Consider the following 24,693-nt stretch of genomic DNA (forward strand, 5'->3'; position numbering starts at 1 on the left):
TTAGCCTTGCTCGACGTAAAGGATTATCGCGCCGCTCGTTTTCGCGGTGAGATAGATTTCGTACGAGCCATCGGCACCGTTCGGATGGTCAGGGATATCCACCCTTACGTTGTAGCCAACATTCGTGTGGGCCCTGTTTTCGCCATCCCAAGCCCAGTCGATTTCTGGAATCGAACTGTTGCCCGCATTGTTGCCGTAGATGACGACGTTCGGAGTCCACCACTGGTTGCCCTTCGGGTAATCCGTGCAAACGAGCTTGATTTGTTCACCTGCGACAAGCGTAATAATCTGCGGCACGCTGGTGAGCTGCTCCACACGCATTTCCTGAGAACCTTGGCCTTCACCGCTGCCTTGACCTTGCCCTTGGCCCTGGCCTTCGCCACTGCCTTGACCTTGTCCTTGGCCCTGGCCTTCGCCACTGCCCTGACCTTGTCCCTGGCCTTCGTCACCGCCTTGACCTTGGCCCTGGCCTTCGCCGCTGCCCTGACCTTGTCCCTGGCCTTCGTCGCCGCCTTGACCTTGTCCCTGGCCCTGGCCGTTCGGGTCGTCAGGTTCTGTCTGCGGAACAACGAGCTGTTCCGTGCTCCAAGAACCTTCAGAAGTCAGGTTCCTGCCAGAGCCCATCTCAAAAGTATCCTTACGGTCGTTAGAATTATCCACGTTCGTATCAATACCCTGAATTTGGTGCTGATTGAGCATATTCTGGAACTGCTGAACATTGGCGTTGTCGTTGTCCAGATGGTTACGGTGAGAATTCAAGTCAATCGTATGCTGGTCGAGGACAATTTCGGTGTTCGGGGTAAACACGCCCACCGGGTTGTTGTGTTCAACAATCAAGTTCGCATTGCCACCGAGAGCGATATCATCACCGTCACCCGTCGTAATCGTGTCGGCGCCTTCACCGCCCACAACAACATCGCGATCCTTGCCCGTGTCAATTGTATCTTCGGTGCTTACCGCCTTGGCGACATCGTTGTCAACCAAGACAGACTTCGCCTCGATTACGCGGTTCTTGTAATCCTGGATATTTTCGTCAGTCGCGAAAGGCACATCCAAGTCGAACCAAAGTTTCGCCTCGTCGCCATAGACAAGATCCTTGTCATGGTCGCCGCCAATGTCCGCGATTCCCTTGGTTTCGCCGGAGACAATCTGCACCGCAGAAATCATCGGCAAATTCTTCGGACTCTGTCCACCGAAGGAATAGACGTTCTTGATGCGGATATCGACAAAGTCACCGGTAAGGTCATGGAACACCACGTAGTTTCCGATAATTTCGACACGCGGAGTCGAATAATCGGTAAGGGCGTCCAATGCGTCATAGTAATCTTCGCAGGTCGCTTCCTTGTAATCGCCGTCGAACTTGTGGCCCGTCCAATCATTGAGGAATCGCCTGTATTCTTTGCCATTCGCATCGGTCAACTTTATTCTATACAGATAGTTGTAGGTATCCGTATCGTTGTTGTCACCACCGAGATACACATAGACATCGTACTTGGTGTTTTGACCAAACTTCTGGTTGATATTGTTCAAATTGAGCTTGATTTCTTCTTGCTGTTGTGCAGCGAGATAGAAATTGTAAAGCTTCGAGTTTGCCGTATCGCCATCAAGTTCGTCGTAGTTCTCGTTGGTCATGCTGTAGTTGCCAGCATTCTGCCAGTTCCAATCATTTTCCCTGTAGGCGGAGATGTTGACATCGATACCTTCAAAAGAATTATCGGCAGAACTGTCACCATCTTTACGATACTTCTTGTGCAAGCCCCCGTTCTTCAGGTACATGTTGGTCCAGTTCGTATCCACGACAACACCGGCAGCTTCGCCCGCAACAATGGAGTTGGAACTGTTGGCGTTTTCGCTCGTGAAGTTCAAGGACCAGACGTTCACACCGTCGAACTTGTTTTCTGCCGTAGCAGTAGCACCCGATTCGATATTGTCTGCACCGATGCCACCCACGACAACATCGTTGCCGTCGCCGGTAATGATGGTATCCTTGTACTTTTCTTCGTTCTTACGTTCCTTGCCGTTCTCGTCCATTTCGCTATGGGAAATTTCATCCTTCGAAATCGTGACAGATTCAGCAGTCGTAAGCGTCGAAGCCGTACTCAAATCGCCATCGCGTTCCGTGAAGAGCATCTTCGCATTGTCGCCAAACACGACATCGTTGTCGTATATGCCCAGACGGTCATCGCCAGGTGTCGTGTGTGCACGGACATACGCGTCATTTTCACGTTTCTGCTTAAGAGCTTCTTGGACGGCTTCATCCTGAGCGTGGTCACCCGTAGCAATTGCGTTGTCTGCCGCGAGATCTTCCGCACGAGAAATCACCTTGCCGTTTCTGATAACATCATCCGTACCATGGGTCACAATCGTGTCGCAACCAGTTCCACCCACCACGATATCGTCACCGCTGCGAGCAAGGATTGCATCGTCGCCACCGAACTCGACATCCGTAGAAGCGGCAATATCCTGCTTATGGAGCTGGCCCTTGATCTGGAGGCCCGCAATGCCCGGCAAATCCTTGCCGTTCATGTTCCATTCCTTGACACCGTCTTCGACAATAATCACGATACGGTCGCTGGCGATATCCGCACCCACATCAAATACAACGTAGTTCGACCAGAGAAGTCCCGAACCAATTGCATTGTCCATGGGCTTGATGACCTTTTGACCATTTACGTCGACTTCGACACCAAGGATATTGCCGTTTTCATCGAGCACGGCTTCCATGCTTCTATTCTTGAATTCACCCGTGAAGTTGGCGCGAGCCGGATCGTTCACATAGAAAGCCTGCCTACGCACACCGTCAATGTACAGAGATACAAGGCGTACACTCTGAGTTTCCCAAGAGTGTGCATCCGGGATATCCATATAGACAGCGACCTGATAGCTGTCGAAGTGCTGCTTGAGGCCATCGACCGCCACTTCCATGTAGCTTTGCATCTGGTTGTTCGGGGCGGTCGTCATGACGCCCGAAGCCATCAGCTTCTTGTCCGACGTATTGGCCCAGAAGTTGTGGTTGTAGTTCTGCATATTGATGCGGACATCCGTGGAGGTGTTGCGGTGCACCTCGTGACCCGCATAGCTCACGCTCACAGAACTTGCACGCGTACCGTCATCGAAGCGGACTATTTCCTTGTCGTCGTTGCCGTATGTACCGGCAAGGCTACCCGCGATGTTGTTCCACTGCTTATTCCTGAATTCTGCAGCACCCGCTTCTTCGTTCGCACCGATTCCCTGCTGTGCAGTACCCTGGAAGTTGAAGCTGAGCGTTGCAGACGTATGAACATCAGGAGCATTCGTGAAATTAAACACGCCCTCAAGATCCTTGTACGAATCAAGCAAGTTGTTCGCAAGGTTTGCATTTCCACGGAATGTCGCATAGCCGTTATCGCCAAACACGACATCGTCGCCAGAACCGGAATCAATTTCGTCATTGCCGAGACCGCCGAAGATGACGTTGTTTCCGTTGCCAGCATGGATAAAGTCACCACCAGCAGACTTTTCATCCTCGTTTTGGTCTGTAATATTCTTGCCGGAGTTCGTCACGATGAACGGGTTGTGAGCCTCGTCCATGACGACCAAGCCGCCATCACCGACGATAACGTCATTACCTTCTCCGGTGAGAATCGTATCGGCATCGGTACCGCCAAGAATCGTATTCTGGCCGTCGCCCGTCCTGATGAAGTCTTTACCGCCATCAGTTTCGCTCTTCGTTTCGACAGTCAGGCTGTTTTTGCGAACGGTATAGACACCGGCATCGCCAACGACAACGTTGTTTGCACCGCCGATTTCAATCTTGTCGCCATCGGCACCGCCCATGGCAACGTTATCGCCACCGGTGATATTGATGGTATCGACATCACCGACCTTGTCAGCATCCGTCTGAACTTTCTGAAGGAACACATGCAGTTTATCATTGTTGCGCCAATCGGCTTCAAGAGGTTCATCCGTCGAGTAGTTGACTTCGCCGTTATCGCCGAGAACAACATTCTTTTTGCCGGTGACGGTAATCGTATCGCTATCGGCACCGCCAATAATGACACTGTCTTGACCACCCGCCGTGATTTCATCTTGTTGACCATCGCTAAAGTCAACAGACTTGATGGAAGTCGCTCCACGGGCAACACCGTCCGTCTGCTTTTCGATATAGCCAGTATTCTTGTCCTTGGAAATCTTCGTGTGAATGGTTTCACCCGTCTTAGCATCGTCCGGACCGACTTCCTTGTAGCCCAGATTCGTGACTGTATCACCTTTAGCGTTCTTATACTCGATATTGCCCATATCGCCGAACGCAATCACGCCCTGCGTCACGTCAATAGTGTCTTCGCCACGACCGCCGAAGACTATCATGCCGTCCTTAGTGATTTCAGACGAATCAACATTTTGCGCCGGGGCATAGATAAAGTCATTGCCACCTTCAGCATTGACAACAAGCTGGCCGTCATAATCATTCTTATAGCTGTTGATGTTGATATGGTCACCACCTTCACCCGTATTCACGACAGTGAACGTTTGGAAGCCATCGTCACGGAAGAGAGTCTTAGTAATTTCGACCTCATCAACGCCAGAGCCAAGGTTATATTCGCCGTATTCGATGTTGTTCGCGACGATTTCTCCCTGCCACTGTTTATCGACCGCGACAGTTTGGTCCTTGTTCGTAAACTTGAGGGAATCAATAATTTCTTCTTGAGAGCCGTCAACATCACCAATGAACTTTTCAAACTTGCTATGGGCGGCAGCTTCGGAATCCTGATTATTCACAAAGATACGGTCGGTGTTGTCATCTTCCGGCGTGAAGAGATAATCCTTCTGGCCGGAGAACATCAAACGACAATTCGTTTCGTCAAAACCATAAACCGATTCATTCAAAGTCAGTACGATAGACTTTCCATCTGCACTTTCATCGGCATGCTCGATACGCAACCACTTTGACGTAGCTTCGTTCTGGACAATCTTGACAGTGTTACCCTCCACCGCCATGTCTTTAAACAAATCATCATTCGGAATCGTAACCTGCAGTCCATTATCGTTAATGTCGGAAATTACAGACAACTTACTTGCATCAAATGTATTCTTTTCATCATTTGCGCTAGCCTGAAAAACATTGCCTTTAGTATCCGCATACTTGTGCTTGTAGCTGAGCATTTCCGGATTACCGAAGTCCGCATCCATGCCGGCTCCTTCGCCGTAAGCATACACGCTACCTTCGATATCTTCAATCGTCTTTCCGCTATCGCCTTCGCCCGCCGGAATCGTGACAATGCCGTAATCTTCTTCAACTTTATCTGCATTTGCGACAAGGGTGATATGGTAGCATTCCGCCGGAAGTCCATTTTCAACACCCTTGAACGCAAGGACAAAGGAACCATCGGTTTCAGGTTCAAGATACTTGGTGCCATCGAAAACCGTAAGAGAAAGATTCTTGACCTTCGCCCCCTCTACATCGACATCTTCCATCTTCGAGACAATGGCAGCAACATCAACCTTGACATAGACAAACTGATCCTTTGCGACAATTCCATTGAACTGCACATCGAAAGAAGTTGAATTGTACGAATTGCTGTCTTCTGGCTTTGTCTGTCCAGGGTTAGCATCGTCAGGAACAAGAACCTTTTCGGCAAGGTAGTGCGAAGATTCCGAAATCGTCAGGAAGTTTTCCTTTGTGGTTGCTCCCGAAGATGTACCATCAGAATCCAAGCTACTGGAATCATCCTTAAGCCATCCATCCGTATCCGCAGCGATACCCACCATTCCATATAGATTTGCAAGTTGTTTGCTCGTACCATTGAAGAACGCGAGAACGTTGCCGTTCAATGCGTAGTATATGGATGAATCTACACCAGCATCAAAGGAACCCTTAGCCTGAGCATCCGCATAATCCTTCGCATTCAAGATGAATTTTCCGCTCGACGAAGCCAGTCCTGTCGTTTCATCGACCATAACGTAAGCAACAGCCACCTTGGACGGATCGACGTTATCGTAAGCCAGACGGATTCTGGAATCGTTTATCGCCATTACGTTAGAACGGTAGTTCACGACAAGAGTACTGTTCTTATATGTATCACTTGCATATTTACCGATTAACGTTAATGTATAGGTTGTACGTCCGTCAACAATTGTTGCATCAAGCTTGTAATCCGTCGAAGAAGACAAGAACCCATCAACGCCTTGGATATAGACGTTCATAGAGCTATGCTCAAGATCTGACAAATCAACGGGAATGGAACCCAATTCGATTGGCAAACCAGAGATGACAAATTCTTCGGACCTTGTCAAAAGCTTTTCCAATTCGTCAGTATCAGAAACCTTCTTAGAATCAGCCACTTTCACCATAACGGAGTTTGCTGACTTTTCAAGAATTTCTCTGGATCCATCATGTTCCCAGACGCAATCCATCATGATTGTCTTGACAACATCTTCTTCTGACAAAGCATCATCAACAGCCTTGACATAAATGGCTATAGGTTGATCCCCTTTAGAAATTTTGATGTTTTCAAGCGTATTTTCGTAATTTACACCATCCTTACTAATCAGAATTTCTCTATCGCCACTCTGGAATGCGGATGTCGAGAGCATCGGAGCAGTCAAAGTAACATAGATGTCACCTTTATCCAATCCGGAACAAGCCAGATAGAACTGCGGTACATTTACTGTTTTACCTTGAATTTCCTGAGTTTCCGTTTTACCCTCAGTAATTTGGATTACAGAGTTATCAATAACGAAAGCACCATTTTTCTGAGTTGCAATAAATACAGCCGGAGCATTGGAAGTATCGAGAACCGTATAGGATTCGTTCATCGTCTTCGTCTTTGCAGAAGCCTTAGGATCATAGTTATTCTTTCGATCACCTTCAAGTTTATCACCCGTCAACAGTTCGAACGACAGTGTATTCTTTTGTCCATAAGTATCGGCACTGCGGAGCGTCGCTTCTTCGTCAAGGCTAGCGCCAATCGAAACAGTATCGTTACCATGGCCACCTTCAACGACAGTTTGTTCGCCCTTCTTATTGCCGATAACATAGAACATGTCATCGCCACCGGCAGCACAGAATGTTGATTTTTCAACACCGACAGCCTTAACACCGACAGAGTTGCTGAGCGTTCCTTCCTTCGAAATGACAGCAGTATCGTCACCATTCGTACCAGAAATGCTCAAGCGATCGAACCCACGGCCACCATCGACAGACAATGCACCACCGGTAATCGGCTTGTTTTTCAGCACGGTTTCGACAATTGTATTGCCATCTTCATCTACCGTTTCTTTTGTTATTTCTTCGGTTGTTTCAAAGTTATGGATGGCAAACGTATCATTACCAAGACCGCCCGCCATATTCAACTTACCCTTGTTGTGGAGGGAGATGATGGTATCAGCACCTACACCACCTTCAACATTCAAGATCGTCTCTTCGGTAACGCCGTCGCTCAGATACTCTTCATCCGCCGTCTTGATGGTATTAAAGCCATCATCAGGAGCAATGCTCTGCGTATTGGCCTTGCGTTCGGAGTTATAGAGCTGGCCGACCTGGATTTGGTCATCACCGGCACCGCCATCGACATTCGTCATCTTGGCCGTACCATCGATGAATATCTTGTCGTTACCACCGTTCGCGTTCACGTTCACGACATTGATGCCCTTCGTGAAGTTGACGCGTTCGATATTCGTGTTGGCGAACGTTTCTGGATTATCCGTACTCTGCGGAGTCATGGCCACAAAACCAAGTTTCTCGTCTGCACTCATACGCATCAACATCGTATCATCGTATTCAGTACCTTCGACGGTAAGCACGTTCTTTTCTGTATCCTTACCGGAATCTGTAATGTTGGCATAGCTGGTATCGCCACCGCCCATAAACGAGACCGTGACCTGATCGTTACCACCCTGACCATCGACAAAGTCCATGCCCGGACCAGTAACAATCTTATCGTTGCCACCAACTGCATCATCCTTCAATACAACATTCTTATAAATCTTACCGTCTTCAAGCAAGCCCTTATTTTCGCCAAAGGTAATTTGTCCACCCTTGAATTCATCGGAGTAGCTTGCATAATCACGGAGACCTTGGTCACCATACAAGCTGTCGTTACCGGCACCACCATCAATACGGTCGTCACCAGAACCACCATAAACGATATCGTTACCAATACCACCGCTAATGGTATCGTTACCACCGTTACCGTCCAAGATGTCATTGCCGAGACCACCTTCGATAATGTCATTGCCATTCGCGACACTTGCAATTTCTGTACCGTTGTCGCCAAAGATCAAGTCATCGCCTTCGCCACCGTAAATCTTATCGGCACCGGCATCACCGTCATCAACGCTCTGCGTCGAACCGACAACCTTGAATTCGGACTTGTTTACAACATAACCATTCTTGAACTGAGCAGCCTTAAATTCGTCGCTAAAGAACTTTTCAGCAAACAGATTTCTGACATCTACAAAATCAACAGTAACTTCTTTGCCAGAAACTATTTGTTTACTCTGGATTCCGTCGCCGAAGATGATGTCGTGACCCACGCCACCGTAGATGGTATCGCTACCAGAACCGCCAAGGAGACGGTCGTTACCACGTTCGCCATAGATGGTATCGTTGTCCGCGCCGCCGTCGATACGGTCATCGCCAGCACCACCATAAATCACGTCGTTGCCAGCACCGCCGATAATTACGTCGTCGCCACCGTCAACACTGATATCGGTACGGGTAATGTCACCTGCAACAAACTTCAATTCATCCGTTCGAGCATTTTCAAAGTCTTTAGAGGTATCTTCTTCTACTACACTTTCAACGTTGAACTCAACTTTACCACCATCACCGAAGATGAAGTCGTTACCGGCACCGGCATCAACCTGATCGACACCTGCACCGCCGAATATAACGTCTCGTCCATCACCACCGATGATAACATCTTTACCGGCAACACCCGCATCGACATTAGATTCAGCGACAAAATTACGCTTGACAACAACTTCCTTCTCGTTAGGCGTACCAGCATTCACTTTTTTCTTTTCATCATCAATGCGGACCACGCCCGTATCGCCAAAGATAATGTTCAAGCCATGAGCAGCCTTGATGGTATCGTTACCGGCACCACCCCAAATAATAACGGCATGGTTGCCCATCATTGTGAGTCCAGAGAGGTCTATGATATCATCACCGTCGCCACCATTGATTTCGATATCAAAGTTGGCTTTACCAGTAATGATTATCTTATCGTTACCTTCTTCGGCATTGATGATAAGTTTTTTATCCGCCTTAACTTCTTCAGAACCATCACCCGCCCATTCAATTTCGTTTCCTTTCGCGGTAAGAATAAGCGTTTCATCTTTGCCATCGAGCGAGGGGTTCGTCTTGTCGGTAGATATACGTTCGCCAGCATTCTGACCTACGTTTCCAACAACGTTACCATCCTCATTCTTAGAGGCCAAAATCGGAGAAGAAGAATGTTCAAAATTGAAACTGAACAACGTCTTGTCGCCCGTAATGTTCCACTTCTTGGTGTAGAACAGCAAATCTACGTATGCATAGAGTTTTGCTGTAATAGCACCGTTCACGTCGAACATGCCGAACAAGCCATCTTTCTTGATAATTTGGCCCATTTCGCCAAGGCGAACCTTGCCGTCGTGGTTCGGGTCGTAGAGGTTAAAGCCCACGTTGATATCTACACCACCGCCGACACCAGCAGAAACTCCCACGTTGATTTCAGCAGAAGCCGAGAGACCGCCATGGAACAAAAGTTCGTTGACATCGTTGCCCTTGTCATCCTTATCAGCAACGTAGAATCCATTGATAAAGCGGCTATAATCCTTGTAGCCACTGCTGATAAACTGGCGGATTCCCAGCGTATCATAACCGAACGCAAGCTGGATGGACGCACCGAACGAAACGCCCAAACGTGCACCGAGCGGACCCCAGATGCGGATAAACTTATCCCAGCTAAAGTCGAAACTGAGCTTAGGCATTGTATATCGGACCAAGTCAATATCTTCACCAAGGAAGTACTGGAATATCTTGGACGGTTCTTGCCAGAAGAAGTACCAGCTGCCGTCACCAACGTTGAAACCAGCACTGCTTACAGAGGAAGAAGCTTGATCGGAAACGGATTTTGCGCCCGCCTGAAGTTGTGTAGCGTATTTGTCAAGATTACTGTAAAGCGAGGTACGGGAAGATTTACCGTCAAGGAATGATTTGGCAGCATCTTCTTCATCAGAACCAGAATCATCAACCAACCAGAAATTGCCCAATTTAATCTTTAAACCATTTCCCTTAACAGCGGATATCGAATTGGATATCGTTATCAAGTCCTTGATGGCATAGACCATGGAGTCGTCGAACTTGCCCTTGCTAAACTCCTTCGCCAAGTCGAGCGGCGTAATTTCGATGCCGAGGTCATCCAATACCGGGAACGGAGTCGTCAAGAATTCAATCAGCGGTTCCAACGGTTTAATCACCGTCTGGATTCTAGCAATGATAGGTCCAAGGACATCGCTAATAAAGGAGCCCATGTCAAATTGAAGGTTTGAAAACCCGAGAGATTTTATATCAGCACTAAATACACCTGTATCTTTATCCTTTCCTGCAACCCAAAGGAATTCAAAATCACCTTCAATATTCGGGAACTTTGGAGTATTTCCTTCAACGTTATTACCAAGATCACGTGCAATGCCAACCTTAATGCCAGCATTAATATCGACCTTAGCACCATAATTAAATTCAAGTTTTTCAAAAGCCTTAGTGACTTCGACAGTACCGAATTCCTTAGTAGCAATCTTATTAATTTCATCTTCAGTCAACGAAGCACTATCATTGGCAGCTTTAAGTGAATCATTTCTATCTGTGTGAGCTGTTTCAAATTTTTCATCCTTTTGTTTTTTCTTATCAGGATCACTCAGATTCAAGCCAAAATCAAGCGTAATTAATGCTTTTTGCCCATTATCATCCTTATCATTTGGATCATCCCAAGTATCCAACGAAAGCCCAAGCCCAGCCAATGAGCCTAAAATTTTTCCCTCAAGAGTAGCTGTCGCCGTAATGCTGATTTCATCACCATTACCAAAGATAAAGTAGAATCCCTTTTCCTTTGAAATACCGAAACCAAATTCAAGCGTCCAATTAAGCGAAAGGTTCAACCCGACATCCGACGAAAGGCCAAGTCCCGGGAAACCGAGATCGAACGCGATGTCCTTACCGTATTCGTAAGTGTCACCCAAGTTAAAGAACCATTCAGCAGATTGACTATCACTACGATACCACGTTCCCCTACCAGCTGTTCCTGATTGTTTCCACTTATAGTCAGGATTATTAGAATCATCATTCCAACTAAAGTAATAGTCATCACCCTTATCGTATTTAGAATTCAAGAGGTAATCGCCAAGCAAGCCGTTCATCTTCGTAGCAAGCATTTCGGCAGACATGCCCGACGTTTCATACACGAACTTCGAGAACGGGTCAAGGACCTTGTTCTTAAGCACGCTCAAGAAATCCACACCAGTGCTCAAGGCGCTCCCGACAACAGGCACGGACTTGAGAGACTTGGCCATATTGCTGTTGATGTGGCTTTCCAGATAATCAAAGAGGTTGTTCAAGCCAGCAACGGCAAGTCTTATCTGGGTGAACCAATCCAAATTGGCAAAATCAGCAAGTTTTACGATTTCTTCATAGACATTTGAGAAATCGACAACAAAGTTCTTCGACGTTTCACTTGTTTCAGATGTTCCACTGCTGTTTCCGTCATCGGATTTTTTGCCAGCCTTATCGGAATCCTTAAGCCAGAAACCGAAATCAAGAGAATCAGCTTTGTTATCGCCAGATTTCGTTGCTATATAAAGTAATTTTTCTTTATTTTGATCTTTTTCAAAAGATCCATTCCAATCATTTACATAATTTTGCATAGCTGTATTGATTGCTTTTTCGCAGCTCGCAAAATTATCATATTCGCTAAACGCAACCTTGCCATTATCATCAAGACCTATTAAGACATCGCCCAGAGACATGCCACAGACATTAACCGGCAAACGCCCAAAGACAATTATCGGCAAGGCAAAATTAACATTGACTCCGGTTTCATCTTGACTGAACAGTTTAAAGTTTTCCGAAGGATCTTCTTTTCCAATAGATCCCAATAAACAAGCCTTGCCATACATGTAGGCTTTCTTAGTTTCGTCACCTACAGAAATCAAATTACCCAAAAGCGATTTATCATCCTTATCGATACCCAGCTTAAAGCTGAGATTATCACCAATAAGGGCAATATCGGCACCAAAGTCAATCGACTTGTTGACAGTCAATTCTACAATGCCATTTTCTACGGACATAGTCGCATTCAAGGTAAACCAGAAGCTCCCCTGAACTTCGATTGCTGCTTCACCGCTGACACCGGCTCCAGCCTTACCGAAATTGAAGTTGTGGCTTGTCTTAAAGAGCTTTTCGACATTAAACACAACATTCACATTTTGACCAGCAGCATTGTACTGCAAATCGAAAATCTTTTCCCCATAATGAGTCTTGAAGTGGCTCTTTTCCAGGTAGGCGTTCAAAAGATTTGCCAAAGACTGGATACTGGTCACCTTCTGGGCGCGGAGTTCCTTGATAATATCGCGCAGGTCGTTCGCAACGTTCACCAAGTCACCAACAGTCTTATTGATAACCGGAATCTTTACATCCTTAGTGTCATTCGTAATTTCGTTAAGCTTGTCAACAATCCTTTCCAATACGGCATAAAGCTGTTCAATGGAGAAATTCCTAAACTGGTCTAAGAAATCAGTATTTACTTCAATATCGGGTTTTACTTCATACAAAACCTTTTTCGAATCAACAGCAACAGCAATGCTCCCTGTGATCAAATCAACAGAATCACCAAACAAATCTGACTTTGCACGAATATTGAAACCATTTCTTCCAGGCTGTTTACCAATATCCAACGAAGATATAACTTTAAAGCCCATCAACTGAGCTGTTTCGCCAACATCAGCTTTTTTCAAACCAAATGAAGCATTCAAATCCAAAGCACCATCGGCGACAACATCAACACCAAGGAATCCGACCGTAACATTGGCACTCGCAACATAAATTAGATTGTCTTTATTTGCATCCAAATCACTAACAGAAACACTACCAAAAGGTTCTACTTCGATAGAAATAGCCATATTATCCGCATTATGGTTCACCTTCGTAATCTTGTAGAATTTATCTTTTTCAGAATCACCATTTGCATCAGGAATCTTTATAAATCCGCCAACGTTATAAACATGGCTATCCGCTTCTTTAAGGACTATAGTCGCCTTGTCAGAGTACTTATCCTGCGTTACAACCTTTACAGAAGGCTTTAATCCTAAATCAAGCGATGCTTTTGCGTAAACAGTCGCTTCAGCATTATTTAAGCTAATAAGCTTCGACCAGTCGTAACCAAGGACAGAGCTACCGCAAATATACAGTTCATTAGACGCATTCTTTACAGATTTTTGACCAGAAGAGAATCCAAGCAAGTGCAAGATATTGCTTGTTCCGATATTTTGAATTTCAAACAACTTGTTTTTATCAGTCGCATTTTTCTTATAGCGTATTTCAAGATGGTCTAGGAACTTGCCATCATCATCATTATACCTTATTTCTAATTCGCACTTATCAGAATCCAATTGATCATTAATAGCTTTTACAATATTTACAATTTCTGTATCTTTATCAATATTTTTATTATTTACCTTAAGTTCTTGGAAATCAATTTTTCCATCTTTATCAGAATCATGCACATCTAAAATAAAATCAAATTTAGAACCATTTCTCTCCTTAACCAAATTCAATTCTGGACAAGCAATTGTTACCCCATCAGCACTAGTAAATACAATCTTCCCATCAACAACAGAAACAGATATTTTCGCATCAGTTTTAAGCCAACCAAATTGCGAATCTAAAGCTGTATTATTAATGGCCGCATCAATAGCATTTGCTAGGCTAGAAATATTCAAGCAATCGCTTGTATTGACCATTATTTCGGCAGTTTTTGTTTCAGACGAACCCGGATTAACGCTAACAACGCACTGAACATTTACCTTAAGAACGGAATCAGAATTATTTATGACACACTTTCTCTCATAGAAAGCAAAAGAATACTGGGTATTCGTAGTATTATTTGTTGTTTTTTCATTAGTTTCTACCAACTCAACATAAATATTACTACCATACTGATTAACCAACCATTGTTTGATTGTGTTGTAAAGAGTTTCACAAGCAACCTTATTTGTTTTATCACAATTACTAATCTGGTCTTTAAAATAATCCTTGGCAGTTTGTAAACCATCACCAGGAATCAAGCTTACAATAAACCTCTTATGTTCTTTGCCATCAGCGCCGGTATAAGTTTCAAGAGCATAGCCCCCCTTAACCAAGCCCTTCCAATTAACATTAGAAGACATTTGCAGTGTATATTGATCAGCATATCCGCTAGCAGTTTTTTCAGCAACTTTTATTGCGGCAGCTATCTGATCATCCGTGTAAGAATCATCATATACAACATCTACTACTTGTCTCGTATTCTGCAAAAATTCAAATTTTTCTACAACACCTTCGTTATATACCCCATCAGACTCCATTCCTTTATTTTTCAAATAAAGGAATGTTCCCTCAACCTTATCTGTCGCCACCTTACCAGATGGAGTAATCTTACCCGAAAGACGCATATAAGTTACAGCATCAGCAGCATCGCAGAGTAAGTAATATTCCGATTTAACTTGACCCTTTTCGTCGGTCGCATACCCCTGAACCTTTCTTGGGTCACAGCCGAACGTAACAGTAATATCACTTCCATTTACAGAGGCACTTAAAGCGTATATGCCGTAGGTATTCATAATCGAATTACCTTCAGCAACACCATCATCTGGAATCAAGTTTTTAATTTCTTGGTTAGATGCTGTAACAAGCTTGTTATCTTCTGTTTTTTGCAAAGAAAGGTATTCATTGATTTTCTTTACCCAATTTTCTGCAGAACTAAGTGAATCATCACCAAGGATAATTCCCGCATTGCAAAGAGCATTTATCGTTTGCAAGCTGATTTTTATCGTTCCATAAGATCCCACTTTTTTACTCTGTACACGTACATTCAAATACTGGCTATTATCAGACGTAACATCACAAATTGTTTGCAAATTGGAACCCGTAAGTTTCAACTCAGCAAAAGCATCAGCATCACCGATTCCTTCAATATTAAACTCTTTATTAGCCTTAATGCAGATTTGATTTGTACCTATAAGCGAAAAATCATAACCATGAGGATTAGCAGTATGTAGTGAATTCAAATTCCCAACAGATGTTGTCAATTCGCCTGCAATTACAGTATATACGAGTTCATCATTTGCATTATTTTCTTTTTTGGGATTGACAAGTTTTATTTTAACTTCTTTATCAAATTTAATTGTATTATCCAAATTAAATTCAGTATATGTTTGCTGAGTCAAATAATTTTGATTAATGGTTTCAGATTTCTCATTAACCAACACGTCTGCTAAAGTTGTTTTATCTGAAAGATCTTTTTTCTTAAGATCAATCGTTAAACCAAATTTCATACCAGCCATACCACTTGCAGAGACATAACCGCTTGTAGAAATGTTGGCAAGCCCATTCGTAGCCTTGGACAAAGACGTAGTAAAATCTAAACCAAATTGTTTAGCAATACCAAAAACTAAATCAAAATTCAGAGTAATAGAATTAACATTAGTGCCAGCATCTCTTCCATATTCAATTGATAAGGCTTTTCTTATATCACCTTCAGCAATATAGATAGATTCATCAAGATCATCCCACTGATAACCTTTAGCTATTTCTGCCAAAGAATAATATTTAAACAAACGTTTCCACGCAATATTAAATTTCTGAACTAATCCATCCAACGAATCAAAATTAGGTGCATAATTGCTTGCATCAACACGCTTCAATAATCCAGCGACTTCATCATTGCCGTAAACGAACGTCTGAACTTTATCAACAATATCGACAATCGTATCGATAGAGCCATCCAAGAAGTCAAGCTTTGTCTTCTGTTCAACGAGGCTACGCAATGCAGTCTGCATCGTATTTATTACAATATGAATCTGGTTGACAAGGGATTCCCCAGAAAGCGAAGAGAAGCTCTTTATTTTTTCAGGGATAGTCCATTCGTTAGAACTAAAGTTATACGAGAAAGAACCATCCGAAGAATCAAGAGAAGCCAAAGTCGTAGCACCCGAACCCTTGCCGCACTTCAAATCTAATTTATTATAAGTAAACTCAATCTTTGAATTACTAGACAGAGCATGATTACCATCAAATTCTATATTAAATACAAATTTACCATCTTTAACTTCAGCATCAAACAACATCAGAGGAATTGTTTTATTTATATCTTCAGAAAATTCGAAGCCAAAACTTTCAACATTATAATCACTAAGAACAACGGCACTGCCATCATCTTTGAATTTCAAATCAATTTTTAAACGCAATTTTAAATCAAATTTAAAATCATCAAATTTGAAAATTCCCAAATCAAGTTTACCAAAATTCAATGTTCTGGGAGAAAGTTCCAAGAAAACAGACTTCGTTTCACCCTTATTAAACAATATAGGACTTGTAGATTGCGTTACAGAAGTAAAAAGATTATCAACATCAATAGCATCAACTTCTATACCAATTTTTTTCAAAATATTTACAGATGCAATATTTGCAAAATTCGTCTGTAATAAAGTTGCAACAGAGTTAATATCAATCTTAGCAATCTTCGTAGCATCACCCTCAATACTACAAGAATTACTCAAAGCATTTGAAACCATATCCCAATAAGTACTGACGGTTTCTACCGCAGAAGGAATGGTATATTCAACATTATCAATATTAAATTTCACATCGTTGAGAGACTTGTTGACAAAAGGCAATTTGAAATCTTTAATATAGCCAAGAAGTTGCTTAATGCTAATATTCTTCAATCCATCAATCAATCCAGTGGCAGAGAATGCACTATTCGGAGTGACATTAGGAACAAAATGCCATCCATTTAAATCATGCTTAACTTCAATAGCAAAATTCTGACTATTTCCCTTATTATCATATTCTACACAGAACGGGAACATAGCCCCCTTTGTGTTATCAGATGTTATACCTTGAGCCGTTATAACAAATTTAAATTCATTTTCAGCATCAAACGTAAACGTTCCATCACCACAATTATATCCAATACCAAAACTTACATCAACTTTAGGCGTGCAAGACAAGCCAAAAATATTCAGCGAACTAGAAGATAAGCCAAAATTGAAAACAAATTTATAATTACCAGAAATTGCAAGCAAACCATCCTTGGTAAAATCAGTAATTTTTTTGTTATTTTTATCTAAAATATCATTTGTCTTAAAATCAATTGTAAATTCGCCAATTTTAAGCTGTGCTGTACTATACAAACCAAACAGAGTGCTGTAAGCAGCCGTTCCAATTTTGTTTTGGAATCGAGTAAGCAAAGAATTCAAATCACTTACTTGAACAGCGGCAGCCTTAGCATCAGCAACGAGGTTATTCAAAGCCATTGAGAAATTCGTTCTTACGAAATCTATCTTCTTCGCTATATCAATAACAGAAAGCTGCTGTCCGCCAATAGGAATTTTTTCTCCAATATAAGGAATGTTCATCTTTTCTGCAAAGTTCAGTACAGTTTGCAGAGAGAGGCCTTCATCAAACAATTTATCGATAAAATCAGGATATTTAAGTTCATTCTTCTTGAAGTCATAAGATATCGATCCACCGTCAACATTGAATGTTTGACCGAACATCTTAACATTAAAGCTGTTATAACCAAATTCAACTTTTGGTTCTTTTACAGAAAGAGAGCCACTAACTGCATCTCTATCAATACTCAAATCACAATCAAGCTTAAATCCCTGCAAATCAATAAAGGCATTCTTCGAAATATTGATTTTCTGTGAAGAACTTCCATCCGTACTCAATTTGAACTTAAGGTCATTATAACCTATTTTTTCAAATTGGAGACTACCGTCAACAGCCTTCAATGTGACATCTATGGCAAAAGTAATAGGCATTTGGAATTTATCCAACTCCATCTGCCCAATATTCAACGAACCCAAATTAACTGTTGGAGAGAAAACAATTGTAATCGTAGTATCTTGTTTATTTACGAGATTAAAGATTTTTTCTGCATCAGTGATTGTGTCGTCAACCTCACCAAGAAGGCTAAAGAATTTTTCGTCAGCACTGTTGCCAACTTTTATCTTAATATCGCCAATAAGATTCTTCAGCGCATCAATCTTAATTGTTGCACCATCATCGCCCTGTTTTACGATTTTATCAAATTTTTCCTTCAGTGCGTCAAGATTCAACTTCAAATCATTTGCATTTTTCTCCTTGGCCTCATTCATGGCCAAGACAACACCGCTCCAAGCATCATTCATTGTTGAAACAACATCTGCGAGACTTACAGTTTGCCCAGCAAGATTAAACTTGGCATTCTTCAAGAATGGGATATCCAAGGAATTCACCATTCTGAGCAAATACTCGATCGAAATCTTGTCCTGAGCAACATGGAAATCAGGCAATTCAGTATTCCATTCATAGTTACCATTGCCTGCATTTTTCACACACGAAATTCTGATATTCTTGCTGTCGAACGTGATGGGCAATTCATCCACAACACTCGAAGAAACGTCAATGTTCAGAGCAATGCCGGTCAAAGACCAATCAAAACTATAAACGCCCTGGTCTTCGGAAACTGTAACCTTAGCAACAACATCCAATCCGAAACTAAGAGAACCCAGAGGAATCGAATACAATTCAAAATTATTCAGAGAAGCTGGCTGAACAGAATACACGAAAGTATATACACCGCCTTTCAACGCATTTTCACCATCTTTTCTAATGTTGCCCATCAAATCAAAGGCATTCGATAATGTTCTGAACAAGCCGCTATCACCCTCAGCGACCTTAACGCTACCAAGCCAGCCAGCAAGCTCGGATTTTTTCTCTTTATACAATTCGTCAAAAAGAGATTTAAGTTTATTGTAATCAATATTCGATTGCTCATTCATAGCTTTTTGCAAAGCCTTCGCAGTATTTTCCCATGCAATTTGGGCGTTTTTAATGATACCGTCAACACTTAATGTCTGTCCAGCAATGTTTACTTTCAAATCTTTCAAATACGGAATCTTCGCCAGCACACCACTACTAATCAAGCCAGCAAAAATATCATCGATTGGTTTGAATTTTAAATCAGAGCAAGACCAAGGTTTATCAATATTATTCTGATCATAGCTAATTTTAAAATGTCCTTCATCCAACTCGACAGGCAAAAGATCAACTTTAGTATTATTCGAAAGATCAATATCCAAAGTCAGTTCATGCAAACTTACATCGAATTTCGAAATTTTTCCGTCAGCATTAACGTCAAAACTTACATCAACCTGAACCTTGAAAGAACCAGCAACATTGTCTACATCGACCGAGTAAATTTTCAAATTGTGGTTAAAGCAATTCGTGTCAAGGACAAACGAAACCGTATTATGACCAACATCAAGCCCTATCTTTTCTGAGCAACTCTTCAAAACATCATGAGCATTTAATACATCATCCGAAATTGTTCCAGCAGCATCCTTCAAAACACTTATGCGAGAAATCAAGCTCTTCACTTGATCATAGTCTTTACCAGTATATTCCTTTAACAAACTATACAAAGTATTCAAGTCAATCTGAAAATCATCCGCAACTTGTTTTACAGATTTCTGCATCGCAACGGAAAGGTTATCCCAAGTTGAATCAACCTTTTCTGCAATTTCAGCAATCGAATATTTATAATTACCGATAGTAAACGCACTCGTATTCAATACAGGAATATTAAAGGCCTTGGCAGCAGCAAGTATATCCGAGAGCGAGAATTCGCCATTTTTCAAAATCGAAATGAGCTTATTGATTTCATCAGGATAAACCCACTCGCCGTTCTTATACGCAAATTCATCCTTACCAAGCGAAACAAGAGTTGCATTACCTCTCTTTATGCTAAGCGAATTAAAGGACAAACCGATATCGCATTTCTTGATATTGAACTTACGGCCGCTTACAGAAACGTCAAAGAAAATCTTTCCGTTTTCTACGTTCGCCGTTTGGCCCATAAAATTGAAATTAGTATCAGACTCTTTTTCCACTTTCAATGCAAATTCACGGAGTGCGACACCAGCAAACGTGACTATGCCTCTTTTTACATTCAACGTAAGGTCGAGTGCAATCGTGGCATCAAAATCCACCTTGTCAAGATTGAACAACCCAAGATCAAGCTTGTCCAAACCGAGCTGTTTCGGCGTAAAGGCGACGGTAATCGTGTTCGAACCTTCAACCAGTTCTATATACTGATTTACCGATTCATTTAAAGCATTTTGGGTTCCAAGAGCAAGCTGCGGCCCAGGCACACCGTTTTCAACCTTGGCACTAAAAATATTGGCGAAATCTGCACTTATTTTCTCAATTGTGTCATACGCTTCGGTTTTAAAGACTCCGATTTTCTTAACGAAGTCGCCCACCACACCTTCCTGCTGTTCAAGGGCAGCCATAAGGTTCGATGCGATATCACTCAACAACACATTATACTTGCCTTCCGCATTTGCCGTCGTTTGATCCACGGCTTGATAGAACGCACCAGAGAACATACTCCAGTAGTTATTGATATTTTGGGCAATCTTGACAACGTTATAGGTTTCTTCGCCAATCTTAAACGACAACTTGTCCATGAACGGGAAATTGGCGTTTTGGAGTCCGTTGAGAAGCGTTTCAAGCGAGAAGTTGCTCTTCCACTTGAGTTCCGGAGTCTTGAGATTCCAATTGTTAGCGCTATCCCAAGAAATTTCAACAGTATTCTTCCCTTCTTCGAAGCTAAACGGAAGCCCCTTCGAAAGGTTCTTCACGGCAGCATTGAACACCATAGAAGAGGAATCTACGTCAAAACCAACAATGCCATCATTAACTTTTACAGAAATAGTCAACGCAATAGAGGCATTCAAATCAAGACCGGCACCCAGCGAAATTCCAAAAATGTCAAGGTTATCCCAAGAAGCCTTTTTCGGAGTAACCAAAATGGTCAATTTTTCAAATCCATTCCACTTTTCAAGATTACTAGCTTGAGCATTTAGGATATCAATCCATTTATTTCCTTCCGCAAAAATATCTTCAACAGCACCATTCAAAATCTTGAAACTTTCAATCCACGAATTTACTTGAGATTCTTTTTCTTGAATAAGGCTGTTAAACTTTTCTTTTAATGTAGCGGTAGCCAAGTCAACGGTTTTGCTAGCAGCATCCTTCAGTTCAACAGATTCTTGCAGGGCATCAGCCAAAATTTCCCCGAAATCACCTACATTTTCAATAAAAGCTTCTAAAGAAATTGATTTACCGCCAATTGTTACATTAAGTTTTTCCAAATACGGGATATTTTTCAAAAGATCTTTTGCTGTACCAAAAGATAAATCGGGAGCGGTAAAATTGACACCTCCAAATTTCCATTCCTTCCCATCGTAACGAACCACAAAGCCATCATCACCATAAGTAATCACAGAAGGAAATGGATTACTAGAAGGTTTTGCCGCGAACTGGAACGAGTCAAACGAAATATCAACATTGCTGATTTTTCCCGATTCATCGAGTTCAAAGCTAAAGCTCATGCCGATTTCTGCACCCATTTGTACGTTGGGCAAATCAACGCCAGCAACAGAAAGGTTATCCAAAGTCGTTTGGAGCGGCTTGAACACCATGTTGAAAGTATTCACCCCTTTCTTCAAGCCAAAGGTACTATCGACGCCAGCATCAAGAATATTGACAAATTCACTATTAGAAATACCGGCAAGTTTCAAATCAACGGATTCGATCCATCCTTCAATTTTCGACCCAACAATATTCATGAAAGCAGTACGCAAAGATTCCGCATCAACACTATAGATGATGTCCGTGGCATCATTTACCGCCTGCATGGTCTGTGCAATCGCAGATGGCAAACCCATCCGGATTTCATCAACTTTATTTAAGACCTCCTGTACAGAAACATCACCTAACACAGGAACGGAGAATTTCAACGAATTGAAATACGGCAATTTCTTTGCAATATTAATGAGAGTATTTACGTCAAAATTATCACCATCAACTATCGACGAAATATTCGACAAGACATCGGGGAATTTCCACTCCGTTCCATCATAAACAACAAAATCATTTTTACGGTTCAACAGCACAAACCCATTTTTCTTAAAGGTCAACTGTTCAAACCCAAGCTTAGCATCAGTTATATCAAATTTGTTTCCAAATGAAAGAGAAAGGTCAAATGAGCCATTTTCAACTTCAGCATCAAAACCGAGAACACTGAAATTCAAATCGGCTTTTTTAGTCACGTGTATGTCAAAATCGTGGAGGGAAACACTCTTAAACGAAATATTACCGTTATTGAGCGTTACGACGATATCAAGTGCTATCGGTGTATCGACATCAAGGCCATCGAGATTGAATACGCCCAAATCAACCGATTCAAGACCAAGCGTTTTCGGCGTAAAGAACACAGTGATGGTGTTGTCGCCAGAATCCAAATCGATATATTTGTTCGCCAAATCACCGACAAAGTGACCTGCGTCAACAACAGCAGAATCAAACACCTCAATTTTAGATTCCGCCATATCCTTCACAATTTCAATATTCTTGATAAAGTTATCAAGTTTAGCCTTATTCTGTCCAATCACATCGTACAAGTGATTTTTCAGTTGTTCCATGCTAATTGCAAACGCATTCGCAGCAGACTGGGATTCTACGACCGCATTGTACAGAGAACTTGAAATAAGCCCCCAGTATTTATTGACATTCCTAACAACGTCAAGGGCACCATACGAAGTACCGCCAACAGTAAACAGCGTTTTGTTCAAGAAAGGAATGTCAAGATTTTCAATGCCATCAAGCACTGTTTCCAAAGAGAATTCGTTCACCAATTCAATTTCCGGAATAATCGGAAATAAATCTCCACCCTGCAAGGAGACGCTTAACGTATCGCCCTTGAGCGTAATCGGCAAACCGCTTGGGATTTGAATGCCAGAAACACCAAGATTAAATTGTTCAAAGCTCGGTACACCAAAAGAAACATTCCCATCCGCACTGATATTTACAGAAAGTTTAAGTGCAAAAGAGAAATCGGCAGCGAGATTGCCAAAATTAAACGAGAAAAGATTTAAATCATCCAAAGAACCGATTTTAGGTTTAAAGAAGAGCGTAATCGTATTTTCGCCTTCGACCAAATCAATAACACCATTAACAGCCGAATTTGCAGCATCAACTATAGCATATCCGCAAACTTCCAAACTATCTAAATAGCCCTTCAACTCATTCCACTTATCACCAGCGATGGTTTCCAATCGCTGCTGCAAAGTCTGAACATCCAAAATAAATTGTTGTTGAACTTGAGCTGCTCCAGATTGTACCTTGCTAATGGCGGCACTTAAAGCCATCGACGTTCTTGCCCATATATCATTCAAATTTTGGGCGACATCCGCAATGGAAATCTTTCTACCACCGAAGTCCATTTTCAATTGTTCCAGATAAGGCAACTCCGAAAAATCAAGATTCGCAAGCACCGTTTTTAAAGAGAAATCATCCTTTATCTGGAAATCAGGAACAACAACTTTGAATTCGAGGTCTTCTGCTTTTTTTGATATCTTCAAATACTCGCCATTTACAAACGAGAACGGCAAGCCTGCAGAATTTTCAAGGGTAAATTCGAGATCCACGGTCGTACTAACGTCAGTTCCGTCATAGGACATGCTCAAATCCGGAGTCTGTTCATTAGTCACAGCTTGTTCTGCAAGTTCCATGTTCATGAACGTTGCATGCAGCCCCAGATTCTGGATACGTGCTTCGAGCTTTTGAACGTCTAAGCCACTGATGCTTACGTCGTTTATATCTTCAAAGTAATACTCATCGTTATCGCTGTTGAAATCAACGGACATCTGGATTTTGGCAGCCGTAGAAAGTGCGGAATTGCCGTCCATCTTGATTTCGCCAAGAGAACCGAGGTCTAAGCCAAGGTCACCTAAATTTTTCTCGTTGGAGAGATCGATGGTAACGACCAATTTACCATTATCGACAGCAAAGCTAAAAGCTTTGTACGATTTGCCGTTGACACTTTCAACATAGCTTTGGACGTATGTAGAAACAAATTCGTTAAGATTGATTTTATCAATTCTATCAGAAACATTCTGAGCAGCCGCGTTAATGGCATCAATATCAGCCTTGGCCGCATCAAACGCTTGTCTAAAAACTTCAGATACTTTTTCAACAATTGCCGATTTAACACCATTCGCGGTGTCATCAAGCATCGAGATAAAGTTTGCGGAATTTTGAGCAACCCCCAACTTGGATACATCAAAATTTGAAACAGAGTCTATTGCAGTCGAAACATAGTCCGAAATGGACAAGGCAACCGAATCAAACTGAGTGGCATAGTCATCAAGCCTCTGAACATCAAAACCTGTCGCAGCATCCATCATCAAGCGAGGTTCTAGGTTTTCGATTTTAAAGTTCTTTTTGGAACTTGTTCTCGATCTTGTCGCTTTTTTAGCGGTGTTTTTGGTGGTTTTAGAGTTCTTACGGGAGTTGTTGTTTGTTTTTGACATAGTGTTTGCCTTTGACGCACCAATGTGCGCCGATTTTAATTAAACTTT

At 42.3% G+C, this 24,693-nt stretch carries 1 protein-coding gene; it reads right to left on the reverse strand.

Translation table 11 applies throughout. The features are described from left to right. Nucleotides 1–24,645: a calcium-binding protein gene (locus IKG78_RS04795; RefSeq protein ID WP_290940136.1), complete on the reverse strand. Its 24,645-nt coding sequence runs from the start codon at nt 24,643–24,645 to the stop codon at nt 1–3. Between the last annotated feature and the right edge of the window lie 48 nt (nt 24,646–24,693).

This window comes from Fibrobacter sp., assembly GCF_017545445.1.
Classification (GTDB): Bacteria; Fibrobacterota; Fibrobacteria; order Fibrobacterales; family Fibrobacteraceae; genus Fibrobacter.